General features: G+C 64.4%; 17 protein-coding genes. 8 read left to right on the top strand and 9 right to left on the bottom strand.

Annotated elements, in window-relative coordinates; all coding sequences use genetic code 11:
* Positions 1-23: 23 nt before the first annotated feature.
* Together ACIBI6_RS05255 and ACIBI6_RS05250 are read right to left on the bottom strand one after the other, a co-directional pair.
* On the bottom strand, positions 24-1,478 hold the full coding sequence (locus ACIBI6_RS05255; protein ID WP_396955378.1) for a hypothetical protein: 1,455 nt from the start codon (positions 1,476-1,478) through the stop codon (positions 24-26).
* A 40-nt stretch (positions 1,479-1,518) separates the two neighbouring features.
* The gene (locus tag ACIBI6_RS05250) at positions 1,519-2,214 is read right to left on the bottom strand and encodes a hypothetical protein (RefSeq protein ID WP_396955377.1); all 696 of its coding nucleotides are present in this window, start codon (positions 2,212-2,214) and stop codon (positions 1,519-1,521) included.
* Positions 2,215-4,334: 2,120 nt separating this feature from the next.
* On the opposite strand from ACIBI6_RS05250, the gene ACIBI6_RS05245 reads away from it, so the two are divergent.
* Entirely contained in the window at positions 4,335-6,956 is a 2,622-nt protein-coding gene (locus tag ACIBI6_RS05245) for an AAA family ATPase (protein ID WP_396955376.1), read from the top strand.
* On the opposite strand, the gene ACIBI6_RS05240 is transcribed toward ACIBI6_RS05245, so the two are convergent.
* Complete coding sequence (locus ACIBI6_RS05240; protein WP_396955375.1) at positions 6,883-7,560, bottom strand: prephenate dehydrogenase/arogenate dehydrogenase family protein; 678 nt, start codon at positions 7,558-7,560, stop codon at positions 6,883-6,885. The genes ACIBI6_RS05245 and ACIBI6_RS05240 overlap by 74 nt on opposite strands.
* A gap of 540 nt (positions 7,561-8,100) precedes the next feature.
* Between ACIBI6_RS05240 and ACIBI6_RS05235 the strand changes: the two genes are divergently transcribed.
* Complete coding sequence (locus ACIBI6_RS05235; RefSeq protein WP_364343728.1) at positions 8,101-10,284, top strand: hypothetical protein; 2,184 nt, start codon at positions 8,101-8,103, stop codon at positions 10,282-10,284.
* On the opposite strand, the gene ACIBI6_RS05230 is transcribed toward ACIBI6_RS05235, so the two are convergent.
* The 3 genes from ACIBI6_RS05230 to ACIBI6_RS05220 form a co-directional block, all read right to left on the bottom strand.
* Positions 10,281-11,501 carry a cytochrome P450 gene (locus ACIBI6_RS05230; RefSeq protein WP_396955374.1) on the bottom strand — a complete coding sequence of 407 codons (1,221 nt, stop codon included), beginning with the start codon at positions 11,499-11,501 and terminating at the stop codon, positions 10,281-10,283. The genes ACIBI6_RS05235 and ACIBI6_RS05230 overlap by 4 nt on opposite strands.
* A 325-nt stretch (positions 11,502-11,826) precedes the next feature.
* The gene (locus tag ACIBI6_RS05225; protein ID WP_364343734.1) at positions 11,827-12,822 is read right to left on the bottom strand and encodes an aminotransferase class I/II-fold pyridoxal phosphate-dependent enzyme; all 996 of its coding nucleotides are present in this window, start codon (positions 12,820-12,822) and stop codon (positions 11,827-11,829) included.
* Between the two features lie 83 nt (positions 12,823-12,905).
* Positions 12,906-13,181, bottom strand: a complete 276-nt coding sequence (locus ACIBI6_RS05220; RefSeq protein ID WP_364343858.1) for a hypothetical protein — start codon at positions 13,179-13,181, stop codon at positions 12,906-12,908.
* 283 nt (positions 13,182-13,464) lie between these two features.
* Here ACIBI6_RS05220 and ACIBI6_RS05215 point away from each other — a divergent pair, with 283 nt between their 5' ends.
* From ACIBI6_RS05215 to ACIBI6_RS05195, 5 genes are all read left to right on the top strand, one after another.
* A complete protein-coding gene (locus ACIBI6_RS05215; protein ID WP_364343737.1) occupies positions 13,465-14,313 on the top strand; it encodes an SAM-dependent methyltransferase in 849 nt (282 codons plus the stop codon).
* 58 nt (positions 14,314-14,371) lie between these two features.
* A complete protein-coding gene (locus ACIBI6_RS05210) occupies positions 14,372-14,731 on the top strand; it encodes a hypothetical protein (protein WP_396955373.1) in 360 nt (119 codons plus the stop codon).
* Positions 14,732-14,809: 78 nt separating this feature from the next.
* Positions 14,810-15,265 carry a MarR family winged helix-turn-helix transcriptional regulator gene (locus tag ACIBI6_RS05205; RefSeq protein ID WP_396955372.1) on the top strand — a complete coding sequence of 152 codons (456 nt, stop codon included), beginning with the start codon at positions 14,810-14,812 and terminating at the stop codon, positions 15,263-15,265.
* Complete coding sequence (locus ACIBI6_RS05200) at positions 15,262-15,684, top strand: organic hydroperoxide resistance protein (protein WP_040695933.1); 423 nt, start codon at positions 15,262-15,264, stop codon at positions 15,682-15,684. The genes ACIBI6_RS05205 and ACIBI6_RS05200 overlap by 4 nt, the downstream gene beginning before the upstream one ends.
* 14 nt (positions 15,685-15,698) lie before the next feature.
* Positions 15,699-16,685, top strand: a complete 987-nt coding sequence (locus tag ACIBI6_RS05195) for a zinc-binding dehydrogenase (protein ID WP_396955371.1) — start codon at positions 15,699-15,701, stop codon at positions 16,683-16,685.
* 15 nt (positions 16,686-16,700) lie between these two features.
* On the opposite strand, the gene ACIBI6_RS05190 is transcribed toward ACIBI6_RS05195, so the two are convergent.
* Complete coding sequence (locus ACIBI6_RS05190) at positions 16,701-17,717, bottom strand: NADP-dependent oxidoreductase (RefSeq protein WP_364343750.1); 1,017 nt, start codon at positions 17,715-17,717, stop codon at positions 16,701-16,703.
* Positions 17,718-17,875: 158 nt separating this feature from the next.
* Here ACIBI6_RS05190 and ACIBI6_RS05185 point away from each other — a divergent pair, with 158 nt between their 5' ends.
* Complete coding sequence (locus ACIBI6_RS05185) at positions 17,876-18,622, top strand: hypothetical protein (RefSeq protein WP_364343753.1); 747 nt, start codon at positions 17,876-17,878, stop codon at positions 18,620-18,622.
* 52 nt (positions 18,623-18,674) lie between these two features.
* Here the strand turns inward: ACIBI6_RS05185 and ACIBI6_RS05180 are convergent, their stop codons facing one another.
* Together ACIBI6_RS05180 and ACIBI6_RS05175 are read right to left on the bottom strand one after the other, a co-directional pair.
* Complete coding sequence (locus ACIBI6_RS05180) at positions 18,675-19,238, bottom strand: hypothetical protein (protein WP_396955370.1); 564 nt, start codon at positions 19,236-19,238, stop codon at positions 18,675-18,677.
* The gene (locus ACIBI6_RS05175) at positions 19,238-19,633 is read right to left on the bottom strand and encodes a hypothetical protein (protein ID WP_364343759.1); all 396 of its coding nucleotides are present in this window, start codon (positions 19,631-19,633) and stop codon (positions 19,238-19,240) included. The genes ACIBI6_RS05180 and ACIBI6_RS05175 overlap by 1 nt, the downstream gene beginning before the upstream one ends.
* Positions 19,634-19,755 lie beyond the last annotated feature (122 nt).

Here is a 19,755-nt window from a genome sequence, read left to right as displayed (position 1 = left end):
AGGAACCATCTCGTTGGTCGAGGTCAGGCGAGTGACCCCAGACGGCGCCGGTAGCGCTGTTCGAAACCGGTCACATACACCGAAGGTGCGATCGAGGACGTCGAATGTTCCACCACCCCGTCGTCGGCGATATAGAAGATCGCCCGGCCGATCGCGATCTCACCACGCGGCACCGGCACGTACACCATCCAGCCGACCTCGACGCGCTCCGCGGTCAACTCAGCGAGCGGATAGCCGGTGGTATCAAGTCCCTGATCCAGGATGTAGGTACGGATACGGTCGATAGCATCCTGGGCCGACATCTCGCGCTGCCCTTCTCTGGCCGTGACGCCCGCGATCGAAAACTGATACAGCGCAGCGTCGATGTCGAAACCGTCCGCATCGCCGAAAACATCTGTCACCGTCGTCCGAGTAACGAGCCCCGCCTGCGCGACCGGCACCAGCACATCGGCCGCGGCACGCACCCGTGGCTCGGGCGCATCGGGCACCAGGCGCGTCACGATGTCGACCACGGTGCCTGCGGTCCATACTCCCGGAACCGCCGAACCGCACTGCTCGGGCGATGGAGATTCCCCCCGAAACCACTGCCCTTGCTCCCACCAGTAGCAGAACGACAGCAGTCCAGCCGCGGCCCGCGGATTCAGCACCGAGTCCGCCACCCAATCCGGCGCTCCAGCATAGAAACTCGGCATCGGCGCGTCCCCGTTGTACACCGCATCCAGCTCCGGCGGATCCCAGACCCCGCCCGACAGCACCGCACGCCCCCCGGGCAGCACATAGAGAGTCGAACCAGCCCGCCGGGAACTCTCGAACCAGCCCAGCGACGGCAGTATGCGCGGCCCCAACCGCGATCCGACCGCGACGAACGCCGCCGACAAAACCGCCCATCTCGCCCACAGCGCCGGGAGATTGGGCAGTTGATTCTCCATCGGCACCGGCCGTACCCCGGCGGCCCGATCGGCGCGCACCGCGGCAACCGCCCACCGCGGGCTGCGCGTCTGCCGGTCGCCGTGACCGACATAGGCCGCCAGCCACACCGGAAGCCGATCCCGCGGATACTCCGCAAGATCGGCTCGATACACCTCCGGCGCGAACATCTGACCGTCCGGAAACGGCTCGTCACCGTAGTCGTAACCGAATTCGGGTTCGCCACCATCGGACGACCAGACCAGCAGCCGCCACCACGGCCCATACTCGAGCCGCGCCGACAGCTCCCGCAGCCGCCGCACCGAGGCGAGCAGCGCCTCCGGCGGATCCACCTGCACGGACCGGTCATCCACGGTGAAAACGATCTCGACCGTCTCCTCGGCAACCGTCAGTGCGAAGACCGCCGTCATCGACCGCCACCCGGGCGGGCCCGACTCCGCGACCTCCGCCGCGACCTCTTTCGCCGAACACGTCATCTCGTCGTCGACGGTCTGCACAGTGGACAGCGACTCCCGGTCGGTGTGCGCGCCGTCGGCGTCAGACTGCTTCATACGACCAACCTCAATTCGAATTCCCCACTGCTGCAGCCGATCACCGCTCCTGCACGCCACCGCGCGCCACCGACACCTGTGCCGCGGTGTCGGTGAGCAGACCACACAGCGTCTTCGCTGGTTCGGTGGCTTTGTCCCCGTTGAGCATCACGTCGGTGAAGGCGTCGGCCAGCGCCGCACCGGCGTCGAACTGCCCGTTGTCGAAGCTCGCACCGCTCAACTGGTCACGCCAACGCTTGTATCCGGCCACCACCCGAGCGAGTCCGGCATTGTGGTAGCCGCTGTCGCCGCGCAAATACTCGCCGATCAAGATCCGCTGCGCCCGATTCCGTGCCTGCCCCGCACCGGCGAGGTCGAAGGCGCGACCGAATTCCCGAACCGTGGCCGCATACACGGTTCGCGTATCCGCCTGCGCGACGGCGGCACCCGGCCGACGCTGGTTCCGCAGGATCTCGTCGAGCCGTTCCGGATCGGCCGCCAGTCCACCATCGAGGGTTACCGACCACGAGTACGCCGACGCATCCGCATCGGTAGTCCGCGCCCGGCCCACGCACACGACGCACCCCTCGGCGACAGTCCCGATCGCAATGCCGCGGATATCGATCAGTCGATGCCTCGTCAGCACGTCATCGATCGCCGCGAGAAACTCTCCCACCACGGCCGCATCGAGGTCAGAGGCCTCGAAGCCCGACACCTCGACACCGTGCCGCTCGGACAACTGCTGTGCCAGTTGCATGATCGCGTTCCCGGTCCGCGGTCGAGTCGTCGGACCTGCCGCAACCGAGGACCCCTCACCTCGACTCCGCGGTCGGGCGCTCGCGGGCTTCTTCTCCGGTGTGGGCTTTCCCTCGCGGGCGGGCCCGGCGAGTGGAGACGGCCGGCCTGCCGGGTTTTCGGCCCCGGACCAAGGCGTGGCCGAAGGCTTCCGATCCCCGCGTGCACTCACCACGGGTGCGCGCGCGCCGGTCCGGCCCGTCGGGACAACACCGCGTCCCAACGGCTCACGCCCAGGCTGTACGACCGTCGGCACGTCCGGGTGAACAGGTCGATCGGGATTACCGACACCCGGCGCGGAAGCACGAGCAGGTTCCGACCACCGCTGCCTCTGCAGCCCCTCGGCACGGCCAACAGCACTGTCGGCAACGTGGCTGTCAGCACCGTCGGAGACATCAGGTAGATCCGCCCGCGGGCGCGCCGCCGTGCCAACGGACGGATCGGCGCCTGACGCTGGCATACGCACTTCACCACGCGTGTCCATCCGGAGCTCCGGCTCGTTTTGCGCCCTGACAGTTCGCGTTGCGGACGAAGAATGCGAATCCGGAGAGCGCAGCGGAGGCGATCCGGCGGCCGACGCATGATCGGACTCGGGCACCCCAGCCTCCTCGGCAGGACGCACCACATTGTCGGCGGCCGCAGCGGTGTCTCCCACTGAACTGCCACCGGCCTGATCCGCGGACTCGACAGTGTCAGCCGCCTCCGTCACCTGTCTGCCGAAACCGCGCAACACCTTGGCCATATCGCGAAGGGCGACAACAGCCTGCTGTGCATCCGGCCCATAGGACTTCCCGAACTCCGCACCGGCATCGTCATCGCCCCACCACCGGCCCTCCGCGGACAGCACTGCGTCCAACCGCTGCACTACCTGCAGGACCTCATCGCCGATCTCCTCGAACGCGGCCCCCCGGGTACGCAGCAGTCGCGGATCGATCCATAGCGATCGACTCACAGCCACACTCCAGGTCGCGTTCGGGCAGACAGATCGCGATAAGCATGACCGGATAGGTAGCTTCGAATCATCGGTAACGGGTGCGCCAAGCCCACGCCCGGACGCTTCGGGGCGGATTGCCGGGCCGGAGCCCATCTTGCTGATACTTAATTTCCGAGTCACCGGGGCACAGACTGCGCTATCCCCAAATCCGCCATCTCCTTCTCGATGGCCTTCGCCGCGAAAACCAGACCCATGGACCGCAACTCATGAACTCGCCTGTGCAGCGCATCAGTACCCCCTGGGACAGCCGCGATATGGGCGATACCGATAGGCGCCGCGATAGAAGTCAGCGGTCGATCCGCCATGCCATCCAACCTTTCTGCCGCTCCGCTCATAAAGTTCGACGATGCGCACGAACGAAATATCTCCACATGAGTCTCCGCAGTTAGGTAGTGGTCCGACATCAGTACCCGCCGGGGTGAATCACGATTGCTGGCCGAGGTGCGGCGTAATGAGCCGATTCAGCAGTGCTGGCACTTCGGATCGCTATTACCGTTGAACTGCCACCGCCAGCATGGTCAGCATTTGCACAGAGCATTGGCGAAGAGACTCGCACGACGAACCAGGCTACGAAGACGCGTCGATTGTTGCCACACGATGGGCGGCACGAGCGTACCGGTCCATGTCTCGACCAGGATCCGCAATGAGGCCATGAATAAATCGAGTAAACGGATACCAAAAGCATAGCCGATCAACCGGATGACGTGGTCACGATGGCCATATAGTCGCTGAACTCCATATCGAGCAGCCCCAGATAAGATCTTTCGCCGGGTGCAGAATATCGACCGGATCGATGACATAAAATTACTCGGACAGTTCGACAGCGGAAGAATCTTTCAGTTAGTCCAGCCCAATCTCTGATTAGCCGACGATCCGGCCGTGGGGTCGGCCCACATGGTCACGATGGACCGCCGATGCGAACATAGCGAAGACTATGGTCAGCACGCATTTTTCGAACGCCGTCAACTCTCGTGTATATCCGCCCACCCGCAATATTTGCTAGGCGCATGCCGAATCCCGCAACGTCGACTCACCCTGCGGTGTCACAATCATCAACTGATAGGTAGATTTCACACATCCGCAGAGCGGTGGATTCACGAGATTTCGTTGGCAGTGTGTCGGACCGACCGGCTACTCTGCTCGATGTGTCAGCGCAACGCCCCTTCGGTAGCGGTTCTCTTCCAACAGCGGCCAGTGATTTCGTCGGACGAGAACGAGAGCTGGAAAAAATCGCAACCTTATTTCTGTCTTCGACGCGACTGATTACCTTGATCGGCACGGGCGGCATCGGTAAGACCCGGCTCGCGACTGAAGCCGTCCACCGCTATCACAAGGCGCGGCGGGTGCCGATTCACTGGGTCCGGCTGGCCCGACTCCCCGCGGGCTCGGATGCGACGGCGGTCGAGGACGAGCTCGCTCACTCGATCATCGACATGGACTTCTCGAACCGGTCGACCTGGGATGCCTTGATCGATAAGTTGACCAAGACCGAGGGCACCAGCCGCAATCCGCAGGCCATTCTGGTGATGGACAACTGCGAGCACGTACTCGACGGTGCCGGACAGGCGATTGCGGCGTTGCTGGATGCGGTGCCCGGACTGACCGTACTGGCCACCAGCCGCGAGGCCATCGGCTGGGTCGACGAGCAATTGGTGCCGGTCCCGGCACTGTCACGCGAACAGGCGCTCGCTTTGTTCCGCGCCCGAGCGGAGTTGACCGGTCACCCTATCGCGGGTGATGACGACGCCGCGGTCGCCGGTTCGATCTGCTGGCATGTACACAACCATCCCCTCTACATCAGGCTGGCCGCCGCCCGGCTGACGCGGCAACCGTTGCCGATGATCCTGCGTGATCTCAGCGGGGAGGACGACGACCGACGGCTGCGCTGGTCGCATGGCCCACGGGTCGGCGCAGACGAAAGACATTGGCGCATCCACGATGTCATCGCCTGGTCCTACGACCTCTGCCAGGACGACGAGCGCCTGCTTTTCGAGCGCATGTCGGTCTTCGCCGCCGGTTACGACAGCAATACGGACGACGATCACGGCACGTCGAGGCGCGATGTGGGGGCCGAACTCGAAGCGATCGAGGCGGTATGCGCCGACGACGACGGCGCTGGCATCGCTCGCGACGAGATCGAGGGTTTGCTCGAACGTCTCGTGGACCAATCGCTCGTCACGGTGCACCTGACACCTAATTCGGTCCGGTATTCACTGTTGGAAAGCTTGCGAGTCTTCGCGCAGCAGCGGCTGAACGAGCGATCGGCGGGGGCGGAGTGGCAACGGTTGGCCGGCAGGCACCGACGGTACTACCGGGACAAGGCCGTCCGCGCTGGGGCCGATTGGTTCGGCCCGGCCGAGCAAGAGTTGCTGGACTGGGCTCGTGCGGCGTGGGACAACCTGCTCACCGCGATGGACAGCAGCCTCATCACACCCGGAGAGTCCGCGATCGGATTGGAGATCGCGACCGGGTTGATCGCCCTGCGTCTTCCGTTCTTCCTGGGTTCCCTGCGCGAGTCCCGCCGGTGGGCGATGCGCACCCTGGAAGCGACCCGCGGTCTCGATCCCCAGCCCATTGAACTGCAGACCGCCTCGATGGCGCTGACCGCATGGTTGACCTCGTGTCAGGGCGTGCACGACGAGGCCGCCCAGATGCTCGATGAATGCGTCGCCGCCTGCGTCACGGATGCGGCAGCGAGATCGAATTGGCGAGACGATCCGATGGCCGATCTCGGTCTGCCGGCTCCTGTCGACTTCGCCTTGGGTACCGAACTGCTCTTCGCGGATGATCCGCGCTCGATTGTGGTCCTGGCACGTGCGCGCGAGCGGTTACGCGCGGATGGCGATGAGGGCGGTGCCGCCATGAGCGAATTGTTCCAGGCCCTGGCGGCCGGACTGCTCGGCACCGCGGCACAGGCATTGGAGATCGCACAGCGCTACCTCGACCGTGCCACGCGGTCGGGTGCCGGATGGGCACAGTCCTGGGCCGAATTGGCCTGGGCGATAGCACTGACCAAGCACGGTGATCCACATGAGGCGTTGGCCGTCGGGCGTACCGCGCTGAGGAGTCAACTGTCTATGCGGGACCAGTGGGGAGCGATCTGGGCGGTCCATATCCGGACGTGGACACTGGCACGATTGGTCGCCGACGCACGCGTCGACCATGGCGCACAGCCCGATTCAGTGCTCTGCTTGGCGACGGAGATCGCGAATCTCGTCGGCGGTGCCGGCACGGTACGGCAGCAACTCGGCGTGAACATCGCCAACCTCGGACCGTTCGCCACCGAAACCGATAAGGCGATTGCGGTAGCCCGAGATGTGCTCGGACACAAGGCCTTCGCAGCCGCCACACACGAAGGAGCGATACTTCGAACCGAATTCGACGAAGTGGCTCGACTGGCGCTCGGCACTCTGTCGTTGAACAAGCTGGCACTCGACCACCCGATCCGTCGACACCGACCATCCAAATGGAGCGAGTTATCGGCCGCCGAACGCGAAGTGGCGGTATTCGCCGCAGCAGGCTGGACCAACACGGCGATCGCGGCAAGTCGTGGCATCTCGTTCAAGACGGTTGACGCACAGATCGCCTCGATCTTCAGCAAACTGATGATCAACTCGCGAGCCGATATCATCACCCTCATTCCCAGCGATACCCGGGAGAAGGTCGCGCAGGCAGCCGCCCGCCGCCCCCAGCAGCGAAGACATCGGTAGCCGAATCAGTGTGTCCACGACTCGGCCGCGCGCTCAACTCCCGCATCGAACCGGCCACAGTGTTCAATTCGGTGGCGATTTCGGCCAGCATGACCGGGTGTGCACCGGTCAGACCGACCAACTCGACAACGGCGTCGATCGCGGCCGGATCCGTATCCGCACCCGGCGTGAGGGCCCACGGTCGATCTCGAAACACATCAGCTGACGCGGCGAGCGGACCCGAACGCGTACGACCGGCCAATGGATGACCACCGACATAGTTCTTCACATCGCAGCCGATCAGCTCGGCATCAACCGTAGGAGCCACTTTGACGCTGCCGACATCGGTATAGAAATGTGCCATCGATTTGACCTGACATTCGGCGAGCACTGTCGCGATATCACTCGACGGCACGGCCAACACCGCGATATCGACCGGCGCCGCGGGCAGACCGACGACTCCCGCTCGCCGCGCCGCCGCCATGGCGACCGTATACGGATCCCGATCGTACAAATACGTCAGAATTCCCTGCTTACGCAGGGCGAGTGCGATAGATGTTCCGATCATTCCGGTGCCGATTATCGCAACCTCGCGCACCAACCGGCCCGGCGGCGCTTTCACCACAACCGACAGATTGCCGAATTGAGGACACCACAAATTTTCATTACCCAACCTCGTTGGACTCGGCTCAGCACAGTACAAAGTGCCTGCTAGGGACGAGCTGATCTCGATGGGCAACAAGCTACTCGGCACGCACCCGACCGGTTCAATAGGGAATACACATAGATAGACAATTCTCGGCAATTACCTATCAACAGTCGCTACCTACACAATCCCATTTCGTCGCGACAAAACAGGTGGCGCAAGTTCGTACAGCGATCACCGATGCCGTAGACCTACTTATGGTCCCATTCTGGAGTTCGACAGACCGGAATGGAGAGGTGTGAAGAGCATGGTGTGCTGTGTGCTGCTCGCCGGGCTCCTGGTGTTCGGGCCGCGTGGTGTGCGTATCCACCGCGCCTTTCGAGCCCGTCGCCAGGGCCGGCGGCCGAATCGTCATCCACTCGAAATCGCCGTCTCCGGGCATCTCGTCGAACCCTCGCATACGACAGCCCTTCTCGTGCCCACCCGGCCAGCGGCGGCGCGCACACCACAGGAGTCGACATGAGCACAGCTGCACCGGTTCAGGAGTCCACGTCGAATATTCGCCTGCGCGGACCCGCGACCTCCCGATGGTTGCGGCGCACTCTAGTGCTCACCTCGCTGGTCTGGACCGCCGCGGCGGTCCTTCCCCAAGCTCTCGGGCTGTCGGATGCGTGGCGGGCCTTCGGCACCGGACTCATCATTCCGGGCGCCGGTCTGTTGTACGCGATGCCGCCGCTCGACCACACCTTCGCTACCGAGGTTGTCGTCGGCCACGCCGTGGTCCTCTGGGCCGAGGTCGCTGTCGCTAGTGCGGCGGTGCGCCGAGGCCGCGGTCTGCTGGTCGCTGGAGCGGTCGCACCGCTGGTCGCAATAGCGGTCGTGGCCGTGCCGACGTTTGTCGTGGTGGCCGGTCATATTGCCGCCTTCATCGGCGTACTGGCCGCCGCGAGTTGGGCATTTGCCTTCCGTTCGGTGGCGCGGTCGGATTATGTGACCCTGCCGGCGATCGTGCTCTTCGCCGCCGCGGTCTCCGCGGCGCTGACGCAGGTGCACGGCGACATGCCGGGACCGATGACATGGGTGTGGTGGGGTGCTCCTGTTGTCGCGGTGGGGCTTTCGGCATTCGGGTTGATTCGTGAGCGCGTCCGGCATGGTGCCGCTCGTCGGCTCGGGATCGAACGGGAAAACTATTTGGCCGGGCGGCGAGGTTCGGCGCGGACGAATCCGGTGCCGCTCGACCACCGGCTGGGTACGCCCGAGGTGACCGAGGCCGATGTCGATCAGCTGCGATTGCTGCGATATCTGATGAGCATCGCCGCGCAGCCACTGGAGAACTGGGACGGTTTCGACGCCGAGGGTGCGGGCCCGTTGCAGCAGTACCGGTATCAGCTCAATGCCATCGGCTGGGCACTGGCGATGTACGGATACTCGCATACCCCCGCTTTGCGCGGACCACTGCACCGCGCACAACTCGCCGTCCTCACACGCATGCAGGACCAAGCGGTCTGGGGATACTGGCACCACCAGAATCTATTGGGCAATTGGGACTTTCGCGCGCGACGCGCGGATCCGATCGACGTGCCACAGAACATCATGTTCACCGGCTACCTCAACCTGCAACTCGCCATGTTCGGGCAGGCGACCGGTGACCGCCGCTTCGACACACCCGGCTCGCTGACCTTCTCCTGGTCCCCCACCGAGGAATTCGCCTACGACCACCCTGCGATCAACGACATCGTGATCCGGAACTTCGGCGGTGACCTCGGCCTGTGGCCGTGCGAACCGCTGCCGGTCGGCCGCCGCCGCAGGCACGGCCTGGTCTTTCCGTATTGCAATGCGGTGAGCGCGGCGGGCGTCGCGATACTCGACGCACTGGTCGGGACCAGCCACGCCGCCGACATCAGCCGCCGCTTCCAACGCGGCCTCGATAGCGAGTTCACCGCCGCCGATGGCGATATCGTCTCCTTCATCGCCTCTGGACTCGGCTTCACCGCACGAGCATTCCGAGGACCGGCAACCACCGCGTCGGTCGCGGCTTTCGTCGCGCCGCTACTGCCCGACCTCGCCTGGCGCGCATGGGAAATACTGCTGCGCGAATGGCTGACCACCGACCGGTTCCGGCACCTCGGCACCGGCGGATCCGAATCTCCGATCGTCGCGGACTGGGGCTCGCAGGCGGCAACCAACGCCGAATCATTCGCAGCGGCAATGCTGCTCGCACAGGAATGCGGAGAATCCGAGTGGTGCACCGAACTCTGGACAGCGGCGACCGAGCAGCTGGGGTTCAGCGGAGATGCTCGACAACCGGGGGTCTGGAGTTTCGATGCGGCCTCCTTACATGCCAACGGCATGCTGGGTCTCGGCGGGCTCGGTCGCACCTACGCCCTCACCGACATGATGTCGCGCCCCCGGCCACCGCAATGGAACGCAGGGCCTCGGATCTTCGACTTGCCACATCCGAATGTCCTTGTGGCGAAAGCAGTTTCCGATGGTTACGGCCTGGACGCTGTCGTCTGCCCCGGCCTCGGACCGGGCCGATTCGCGCTAGTACTGGATCAACTCACCCCCCGAGGCCAGTATCTGATCCACGGTGCGGTGGAACGAGAAGTGACCGCCGACGCGACCGGCAGCGCCCGGATAGCGGTCGAACTCGAGACCTCGAGCACCATCGCGGTGCGGCCGGTGCCGCACGGCCCTATCTAGGAAAGGATGACCGGGAGGGCCGACAAGGCCCGGTGGAAGGGACCGGGTCGCCAGGTCAGGTTCTCGGCGGGAATCGCCAGCCGCATACCTGGCAGGGCGTCCAGGAGTTGGTCTATGGCGTCTTGCGCGATCAGGTATGCCGCGGTGCGGGCCGGGCAGGCGTGCGGTCCGGCGCTCCACGCCAAATGCGAACGGTTGCCGGTGTGTTCACCGACGCTGATAGCCGGATCGTTATTGCAGCCGGCCATGCTGATCACGACGGGTTGATGTGCCGGAAGCCAGACATCGTCGATCAGAACCGGTTGACGCGGGTAGGTGACGCAGAAGTTCGCCATCGGGGGATCGGTGAACAAGACCTCGTCGAGCGCATCGCGGGTCGATAGGCTCCCGCTGAGTATGTCGCCGCCGAATCGGTCATCGGTGAGCATCAGCAGCAAGGTGTTGACGATCAAGTTCTGCTGCGGCTCGATCCCCGCGCCGTAGAGAACGACGAGTTGGTGGATCAATTCCATATCGTCGAGCTTGCTCGGGTGATGGATCAGTCGGGTGGCGATGTCGTCACCGGGTTCGGCTCGTTTGAGCGCGATCAACCGCGCCAGCGCCTCGGCGAGCAGGACGTTGCCCTTGTCGGCGTCGATACCGTCGAACAGCGCCGCGATTCCGGCCGCGACCTCCTCCCCGATCTGAGGGGGACAGCCGATCATGGCATTGACGACCGCGAAAGCGAGCGGGAAGGCGTACTCGTCTACCAGATCGACCGTGCCAGCCTCGGGCATACCATCGATCAGTGGGGCGGCGAGACTCTCTACCGTGGCGTGCAGCGCGTGTAGATCGACCTCGCCGATGCTCGCGGTATTCGCCTGTCGGTAGCGTGCATGCTCGATCCCGCTGCTACGCAACGCATTCGGACGCCATTCCAGGACCGGAAGCACCGGGCAATCGGCCGGGACAGTTTGCTGCCAAGCCCGCGGATCGGCCGGAAAGTGCTCGGGGTCGTGCAGGATTCGTATCGCGGCGCGATAACCGATCACCAGGGTGGCGGGTACACCTGGGGCAAGATAAACCGGTACCAGCGCGCCATAGCGTCGACGCATCTCTCGGTAGAAATGGTGCGGATTCGCGGCGAATTCCGGACTGAACAATGCCACCCGTCGATCATCGGGATCGACCGGCGATTGGTGGTGTGGAATCGGACTTGTCACCATCCGAGCTGCCATCCCTCTCCCTGGGGCTCTGACAGGCCAGTCATGTCCCGCCGAACGTGCGCCCGCGCTATTCGTACCGTTAACGCTGGGCTGCGCACGGCCTTTTGAACCACCGACCAGCCGAGCCCTGGCACAGTAGAACAACAATGGCGAGTGCGGCAGACAAACCCACAGCAGCGACTCCCCCTCACCGAGTTGACGCCACTCATAGTCACCGACTAGGTAGGTGACGAGCATCAGTAGTTTCGGATTTTACGAGTGCCACTATGGTCCGCGAACGAATGTCCGTCATTGGGCGAAGTCCCCAGCTCGGGTGACCTCGGACCCCCACCGGAGTTCAGCGCGACGCGGCAAGCACCGCATCCGTCGCCACGGCATTGCCGACGGTGATCCTGATACCCGTGCCGCAATGCTTGACCTGGATTCCGTCGCGCTCGAAAGCCGAGCAAAGCCGGTCGATTTCGGCATTGCCGCAGGAATCCAGGTACACGAAATTCGCCGCACTCGTCGGCACCGCGAAGCCGAGCCCGCGCAACCCCTCGGTGAGCCGACCGCATTCGTGGGTGATCGCCGCGGTGCGCACCGCCAATTCCGCCTCAGCGTCATAGCACGCTCGCACACCGGCCTCGGCCAGCGCCGTCACCCGGAACGGCAACTGCCACCGTCGAATTCGCGCGATCACCGGCACCGCGCCGATCGCATACCCGACCCGCAACGCCGCCATTCCGTACGCCTTCGAGAAGGTCCGCGTCACAACCAGATTCGGATACCGAGCCGTCAGGTCAGTCGTAGCCATCCGATCCGCCACCGCGACGAAGTCGATGTACGCCTCGTCGAGCACGACCGTGACGGACGGATCGATTCGATCGAGGAAACCCTCGAGTTCGGCCTGTCCGATGCGGGTACCGGTCGGATTGTGCGGACTGCACAGCACAACTACCCGCGTGCGCATATCGATGGCATCGCCCATGGCGTCGAGATCCTGATGACCGTCCGCAGTCAGTGGAATCTCGACGGCCCGACCGCCAATGGCCTCGGTCAGCAGCGGATATCCGTCGAAGGTCGGCGTGGCCATCACGACACCGTCGCCGGGCGCGACGAACTCGCGCAGGATATACGTGATGACCCCGGTGGCACCCGCGCCGACCACCACCTGCTCGGGCGGCATACCGAGCCTTTCGGCGATCATCCCGGGCAGCCTGCGCGGCAGGTACTCCGGATAACGGTTCGCCGCCACCCGTGCGCCACGCAGCGCGGCACGCACGGATGGTAACGGGCCATAAGGATTTTCGGTGAGCGCGAGCCGATGCTCCAGTTCCGAGGCCGGCGACATATCGAATCCCCTCGCTCAGGGTCGATGAAGGCCCGCACGACTATTCGTGCGGGCGCTCGATTCGAACGGATGCTGTGCGGTCGCTAAAGCACGGAATTCATGATCGTGCCCGCACTAGCGGCGACCGCGCCACCGGCCATCGCACTGGCAATCATCTTCGGCGACTGCAGCCCGCCCCCGGACCATTTTTCCCAGGCGAACCGACCACCGCCGTAGGTAATGGCGGTGACTCCGGACAACTGAATCAGCCAGGTGAAATACTGGCCCATTTGCATCAGTTTGTCCGCCATCGGCGGCGCCTCCGGTGTCGGATTACTGATCTCGGCTAGTACGGTGTCGTGTAACGCGGCGAGAATCATGCTCACTTTCATGCTCCTTGTCGCATGCGGGGTGCCGGGAGAAGAAGAGACTTCGCAATGAACCGCTGCAGCGCGTTGACCTCATAGATTCAACCTCATCAAGATCATGTGACGCAGCCGACACACCGAAATCGATCCCCTAATGCAGCCCGAATCCCAGCCTGCCGGACGTTCGCCACCCCTATCCTGAGCGAGGAAAATTCGCCGGATAGGGCCGCCGACCGAGGGCGGCTCGGCGGTTGCGGGACCCGACACCCCGCCCCGCCCACAGGAGGGAATCGTCATGCCGGATAGCTGGGCTGAAACCGCCACTGGGTTGCCGACCAAAATCGACACGAGTGTGGCTCATGAAGCTCGTGTTTACGATTATTGGCTCGGCGGAAAGGATAATTACCCGGCTGACCGTGCGCTCGGCGATGCCATAGCCACCCATATTCCGGCGATCCGCCGTATGGCCCGAGCCAACCGGGCTTTCCTCGGCCGCGCCGTGCGCTACATCGTCGACGCTGGCATCACCCAGTTCCTCGATATCGGCACCGGCATACCCACCGCGGGTAATACCCACGAAATCGCCCAGGCCATCGCATCGGACGCGCGCGTGGCCTATGTGGACAACGACCCCATCGTCCTCGCGCACGCGCGGGCGCTCATGTCCAGCACCCATGAGGGCAAAACAGCCTTCATACATGCGGATCTGCATGATCCGGCGTCGATAATGCGCGATCCCTCCTTGACCGCGACTCTGGATCTCAACCGTCCGGTCGCCATCATGCTGGTCGCGATCATGATGTATTTCCGCGATAACGACGATCCGCACGCCATTATCGAGAACCTGCTGGAATCGGTACCCTCCGGCAGCTACCTCGTGATCACCCATCCCACCGCTGATTTCGACGCCCGCGCCATGGCCAGGGTGGTGGCCTCGGCCGAATCCGCCGGTATCACATTCAATCCTCGCAGCCGTGCCGAAACCGAAGCCTTATTCGCCGGAACCGAAATCGTCGAACCGGGCGTCGTTCCTGTCGTCACCTGGCATCCGGAGCTGATCGGTGGCATATCGGATCGAGTGCGAGCGATCCAGGCCGATCCGGAATCCGCGTGGTACTGGGCGGGCGTGGGCCGCAAGGCGTGACACCGACCGACGTTTGGCTCGGCGCCCCTCGGCAACTCCACCCCTGAGGTGATCGATCATGGTCAACGATCTGGAGAAGCGGTGGACGGCGGACGAGCGGACTTTTCGCCGGGTGGCGATCTACGTGGCGGCGGTGCTCGTGGTGGCCGCGCTCGTCTTCGTGACCACCGCGATATGGGCGGCGCAACGCAGGGCGTGCGCGGCCGCGGAGACGATGCTGTGTGACACCGCCGCTAAAACCGCGATCCTGACCGGCCCGACCGTGGTGCTGATGCTCGGCGGCATCTGCGCCTTCGTGCAAACCTATCGCGTGTGGCGGCGTGGCCGGAGTTGGCCGATCTGGCAGGGCGCCGGCTGGTTCCTGTTCACAATGATGATCGTCTACCTGGGCATCGGCGGCGGCAGCGTCGCCAGCTGAGCGGATCGATAGGGGGTGTGACGTGGAGCATACGCAATTGGGTTGTGCACAATTTAATTGCCCACTACCATAGTGGACATGACCGATCACCTCACTCTCGACGAGCAGTTGTGCTTCCGGCTCTATGCCGCGTCGCGGGCGATGACAGCGGTCTATCGCCCGAAGCTCGAACGCCTCGGGCTCACCTACCCGCAGTACCTGGTGATGTTGACACTGTGGGAACGCGACGGCCGCAGCGTCGGCGACCTCTGCGAAGTACTGCTACTCGACTCCGGAACGCTGTCGCCGCTACTCAAGCGGTTGGAGGCGGCAGGCCTGGTCGAACGGCGCCGGGCAGCGGCCGACGAACGGCGCGTCGATATCCAACTGACCGAGCGCGGCCGCGAATTGCGGTCCGAAGCCCGTTGCCTGCCAACGGAAATGGGCGAGGCCAGCGGCCTGTCCCCCGATGAATTCACCGCTCTACGCGAAACCCTTCGGCGACTTGCCGATTCGCTGATGTCCCACCCTCGATCGAAAGAGAGTCAGCCATGACCGCCCTCTACACCGCAGAAGCCCTCGCGACCGGTGACGGACGCAACGGCCACGCCCGCACCTCGGACGGCAAGATCGACGTCGCGCTCAACACCCCGAAGGAAATGGGTGGCAGCGGCGTGGGCACCAACCCGGAGCAGCTCTTCGCGGCGGGCTACGCGGCCTGCTTCCACAGTGCGCTGCGCCTGGTCGGCAAGCGCGAAGGCGCGAATGTCGACGATTCCGCGGTCGGCGCGAAGGTCGGCATCGGGCCGAACGACGACGGTGGCTTCGAGCTGACCGTCACCCTGGAGATCTCGCTGCCGCACCTGTCTCCCGCCGAGGCGCAGACCATCGCCGACAAGGCGCACCAGGTGTGCCCGTACTCCAATGCGACCCGCGGCAATATCGACGTCCAGGTCACCCTCGCCGACGACTGACGAAAGGAATCCACATGCGTGCCGTAGTCATTGAAAGTTTCGGCGAGCCGAAGGATGTGCTCACCACCGCACAGCAGCCGACGCCCGAACCCGGGCCCGGACAGGTGCGGATCGAGCTGATCCTCGCGCCCATTCACAACCACGATCTGGCGACCATTCGCGGGGTCTACGGCTACAAGCCCGCGCTGCCCGCGGTTCCTGGTACCGAGGCCGTTGGCCGGATCGATGCATTGGGATCGGATGTGAACGGACTGGAAGTCGGTCAGCGCGTGAGCGTTTCCGGCATCCACAATGTGTGGGCCGAGTATTTCCTGGCCAAGGCGACGCAGGTGGTTCCGCTGCCGGACAGCATTTCCAATGAGACGGCAGCACAGTTGCTCGCGATGCCGCTCAGTTCGCTGATGCTGCTCGAGGATCTGCGGGTTTCGCCCGGTGACTGGATTGCGATCAATGCCGCCAATGGTGCGGTCGGCCGCCTGGTGAATGTGCTTGCGCGGCAACGCGGTCTCAATGTGCTCAATCTGGTTCGCGGCCCAGCTTCCGTTAAGTCGTTGCAGGAGTTGGGTTTCGAACCGGTCTTCGATACCGAATCGGAGGGCTGGCTCGACCACGCTGTCGCGGCGACGGCGGGTGCGCCGATCGTGCGCGCCGTGGACCAGGTCGGTGGGCGGGCAGCTGATGCGCTGCTTTCGCTGCTGGGCCAGGACGGTGAGCTGATTTCGTTCGGCGCACTGTCCGGCCAGCCGCTGTCCATCAATCCGGGTCCGCTGATCTTCAAACAGGCTGTGGTCAAGGGCTTTTGGGGCTCCAAGCGGGCCGAGCAGACCAGCGGCGAGGATATGCGGCGCCTGATCGGTGAACTCGTGGGGATGGCGGCGACCGGTGCGCTGCGCCTCGATGTGGAGGCCGTCTATCCGCTGGAGTCCGCCGCCGATGCCGCAGCAGCGAGCGAAACACCGGGGCGGTCGGCCAAGATCGCGCTGTCGCCGCAACCGGTGTAGTCCGATCCGAGTCCGCTACCCGACTCGCACCACGAGTTTGCCGAAGTTACGGCCCTCGAGCATGCCGATGAACGCCTCCGGTGCATGCTCGAGGCCTTCGACAATGTCCTCGCGGTAGCGGACCCGGTTCTCGGTGATCCAGCCGGACATCTCGCGCAGGAAGTCTTTGTACATCTCCCGGACGAATTCGCTCTGGATGAATCCGCGCACAGTTAGACTCTTGGTCAGAATGCGACCGTAGAAGTCGGGCAGGCGATCGGGTCCCGCTGCTGCGCCGGTCACGTTATAATTCGCGATGAGTCCGCAAACCGGCACGCGCGCATAGGTATTCAGCAGTGGATATACCGCGTCCGCCACCGCACCACCGACATTTTCGAAATAGATATCGATGCCATCGGGTACCGCGGCCCCCAGTTGATCGGCGAAATCCGGTGCGCGATGGTCGATTGCGGCATCGAAGCCCAATTCTTCACGCACATAGGCGCATTTCTCTGGGCCACCCGCAATGCCGACCGCCCGGACCCCCTTGATGCGGGCGATCTGGCCGACGGCGGAACCGACCGGGCCGCTGGCCGCGGCGACGACCAGGGTCTCCCCCGCCTTCGGCTGCCCGATCTTCAATAGCCCGGAGTACGCCGTGAACCCGGGCATACCGAGCACGCCGAGCGCGGTCGATATCGGCGCTTTGTCCGGATCCAGCTTGCGCAGGCCCGACGCGGGCGCGATCTGATGCGTCTGCCAGCCCGAATAGGCCTGCACCACATCACCTTTCGCGAGGGAGGGGTCCCGGGATTCGAGCACCTCGGCGACGGTGCCACCCACCATCACATCGCCGATCTCGACCGGCGCCGCATACGACTTGGCGGCACTCATCCGTCCGCGCATATACGGATCGAGGGACAAATACAGGGTGCGCAGCAGCACCTCGCCCGCACCGGGCTCGGGAAGTGCCGCGGTCTCGATGCGGAAATTCGCCGGGTTGGGCGCGCCCTCCGGCCGGGAAGCCAGCACAATCCTCGTCGACTCGACCATATGGCTTACCCTATCGCTAGCCACTCAGCGAAGCACGGAATAGCTAGGTTGGCTAACAGATATCGCGCTGCCATGGATAGAGGGCTGTCAACTCCCCTGACGACAGTTCGCGGCTTCACCGAAGTTCGTATTCGACTACGACCTGCTCAGGAGTTAATTTGGCGCCGCAATTTCGCACCGTACGCCCCGCGCGGACAGCACTCACGACCACCGCTGCACTGGCGTTGCTGCTGAGCGTCGGCCTCGGCACCGCAACCGCCCGCCCTGTCGGTCCGTTCGACGTCGGCGGAGCCATCGAGGTCGAATACGACCAGGTGGGCGGCCCCGGCGCGCTCGGCGATCCGACCGGTCCCGAACTCGATGCCGCCAACGGCGGCCGGTATCAGGCGTTCGAGCGCAATGCCTCGATCTACTGGCATTCCGATAGCGGCGCCAATGAGGTCGGCGGTCCGATCCGCGACAAATGGCGTGACCTCGGCTGGGAGACCGGTGTGCTGCGCTATCCGGTCACCCGTCAGCTGTCCACACCGTCGGGCTTCGGCAACTACAACGTTTTCCAGGGCGGATCCATCTATTGGTCCCTCGGCACCGCCGCGCACCAGATCGGCGGCGCGATCCGCGATAAATGGGGGTCCTACGGCTGGGAGAGCGGTGCGCTCGGGTTCCCGCTCACCGACGAGGCGGCCGCGCGCGCGGACAACGGCCGCTACAACCTGTTCCCCGGTGGCGCGATTTATTGGTCCCCACGTTCCGGTGCACATGTCGTCTGGGGTGCGATCCGCGATCTGTGGGTGTCCAATGGCGCGGAATCCGGGCGGTACGGATTCCCGACGGGCGAGGAATACGACTACCAGGGCGGAAAAGCGCAGGACTTCCAGGGCGGTCGGATCACCTGGCAGCCCTAGAAAGATGCGGTGTGGCGCTTACGTTGCGCCACACCGCATCTCGCAGGTGCGATCAGGTGGGGCCGCCGTCGTAGCACAGACTCGCGGTACGCGACGACGGTCCCGGGCGCGGCGACTCGGGATCGAAGGTCCAGTCCGAAATCGGACCCGCGGCCTTCCAATGCAGCCCACCCTTGCTGTCCGCGACCACCCGGTATACATGGTCAGCGCCGTCGATGAGCTGGTTGCCGACGCAGTAGTCGGTGTATTCGGTGCCTGGCTGGTGTGCGCCCGCGCTGAACAGCCGGACCGGATGTGCGTACGCACCTGGGTTCGGCACGGAACTCGGCCGGTTCGTCGGCCCGCCCTTCGACCAGTGCGGTGCGCCGCGGCTGTCGGTTTCGCAACGGAAGTCGCGACCGCCTGCGACGACGGTCGCGCCTCGAACGTGCGTAGTGCCCGCCCAGAGACAGGGGACAGTGGATCCGACGGTTCGGGTACTCGCCGCTGCGGTCGCGGCACCGAGTTCCCGGGTACTCGCTGATGCGGTCCCGGCACCGAATTCGAGGGCGCCCACTGTGACCGCGACGGTCGTCAGCAGGGTGGATGCCTCGACCTTTCGCACAGTCGTGATCATCAGCAAGTCCTTGCCGCGGCGCGGCATACTGTCCAGCCGTCACCGTCCGGGCGCGGTACCCGGGTCCATGTCGTCGTGCCGCCGGTGGGGTTGCCGGAGGCATCGGTGCCGGACTCGTTCTGGCTGCGGTATTCGCGCAGATTGTTCTGTTGTTCGTTGCGCCGCAACGAATTCTGCGGGGCGTGGTGGTAGCCGAACGGATCGATGTGATGCCAGCCGGTGGTGTCGCGACCGCTGGTACTGCTGCGATTGTTCAAGTGGTCCGAGCGCGCGTCCGGAATCGCGAGCGCCTCGCCCGCGCCGACCACCGTGCCCAGGGTGATCACGCCGACAAGCAATGCGAGGGCTCTGCCTCGTGCTCCACCGCGCTTGCTCATGGTTGTTGTTCGATGCATCATGGCCCCTTTGCCTCAGCGCTACAACTACTGAGACGAATAGTAGATAAACAACCTGAGAAGTTTCAGCACCTTATCTAGCAGGCCATTTCAGGGCATCGGCGACAGCAAGCACGTAACTA

The sequence above is a fragment of the Nocardia sp. NPDC050412 genome, assembly GCF_044458825.1.
Taxonomy (GTDB): Bacteria; Actinomycetota; Actinomycetes; order Mycobacteriales; family Mycobacteriaceae; genus Nocardia.
This window is presented reverse-complemented; position numbering and strand designations above follow the sequence as displayed.

Coding starts and splice junctions, on each gene's coding strand:
- ACIBI6_RS05255 (WP_396955378.1), bottom strand. CDS start 1,478: ATGAAGCAGTCTGACGCCGACGGCGCGCACACCGACCGGGAGTCGCTG.
- ACIBI6_RS05250 (WP_396955377.1), bottom strand. CDS start 2,214: ATGCAACTGGCACAGCAGTTGTCCGAGCGGCACGGTGTCGAGGTGTCG.
- ACIBI6_RS05235 (WP_364343728.1), top strand. CDS start 8,101: ATGAGCACAGCTGCACCGGTTCAGGAGTCCACGTCGAATATTCGCCTG.
- ACIBI6_RS05230 (WP_396955374.1), bottom strand. CDS start 11,501: ATGGCAGCTCGGATGGTGACAAGTCCGATTCCACACCACCAATCGCCG.
- ACIBI6_RS05225 (WP_364343734.1), bottom strand. CDS start 12,822: ATGTCGCCGGCCTCGGAACTGGAGCATCGGCTCGCGCTCACCGAAAAT.
- ACIBI6_RS05220 (WP_364343858.1), bottom strand. CDS start 13,181: ATGATTCTCGCCGCGTTACACGACACCGTACTAGCCGAGATCAGTAAT.
- ACIBI6_RS05215 (WP_364343737.1), top strand. CDS start 13,465: ATGCCGGATAGCTGGGCTGAAACCGCCACTGGGTTGCCGACCAAAATC.
- ACIBI6_RS05210 (WP_396955373.1), top strand. CDS start 14,372: ATGGTCAACGATCTGGAGAAGCGGTGGACGGCGGACGAGCGGACTTTT.
- ACIBI6_RS05205 (WP_396955372.1), top strand. CDS start 14,810: ATGACCGATCACCTCACTCTCGACGAGCAGTTGTGCTTCCGGCTCTAT.
- ACIBI6_RS05200 (WP_040695933.1), top strand. CDS start 15,262: ATGACCGCCCTCTACACCGCAGAAGCCCTCGCGACCGGTGACGGACGC.
- ACIBI6_RS05195 (WP_396955371.1), top strand. CDS start 15,699: ATGCGTGCCGTAGTCATTGAAAGTTTCGGCGAGCCGAAGGATGTGCTC.
- ACIBI6_RS05190 (WP_364343750.1), bottom strand. CDS start 17,717: ATGGTCGAGTCGACGAGGATTGTGCTGGCTTCCCGGCCGGAGGGCGCG.
- ACIBI6_RS05180 (WP_396955370.1), bottom strand. CDS start 19,238: ATGATCACGACTGTGCGAAAGGTCGAGGCATCCACCCTGCTGACGACC.
- ACIBI6_RS05175 (WP_364343759.1), bottom strand. CDS start 19,633: ATGCATCGAACAACAACCATGAGCAAGCGCGGTGGAGCACGAGGCAGA.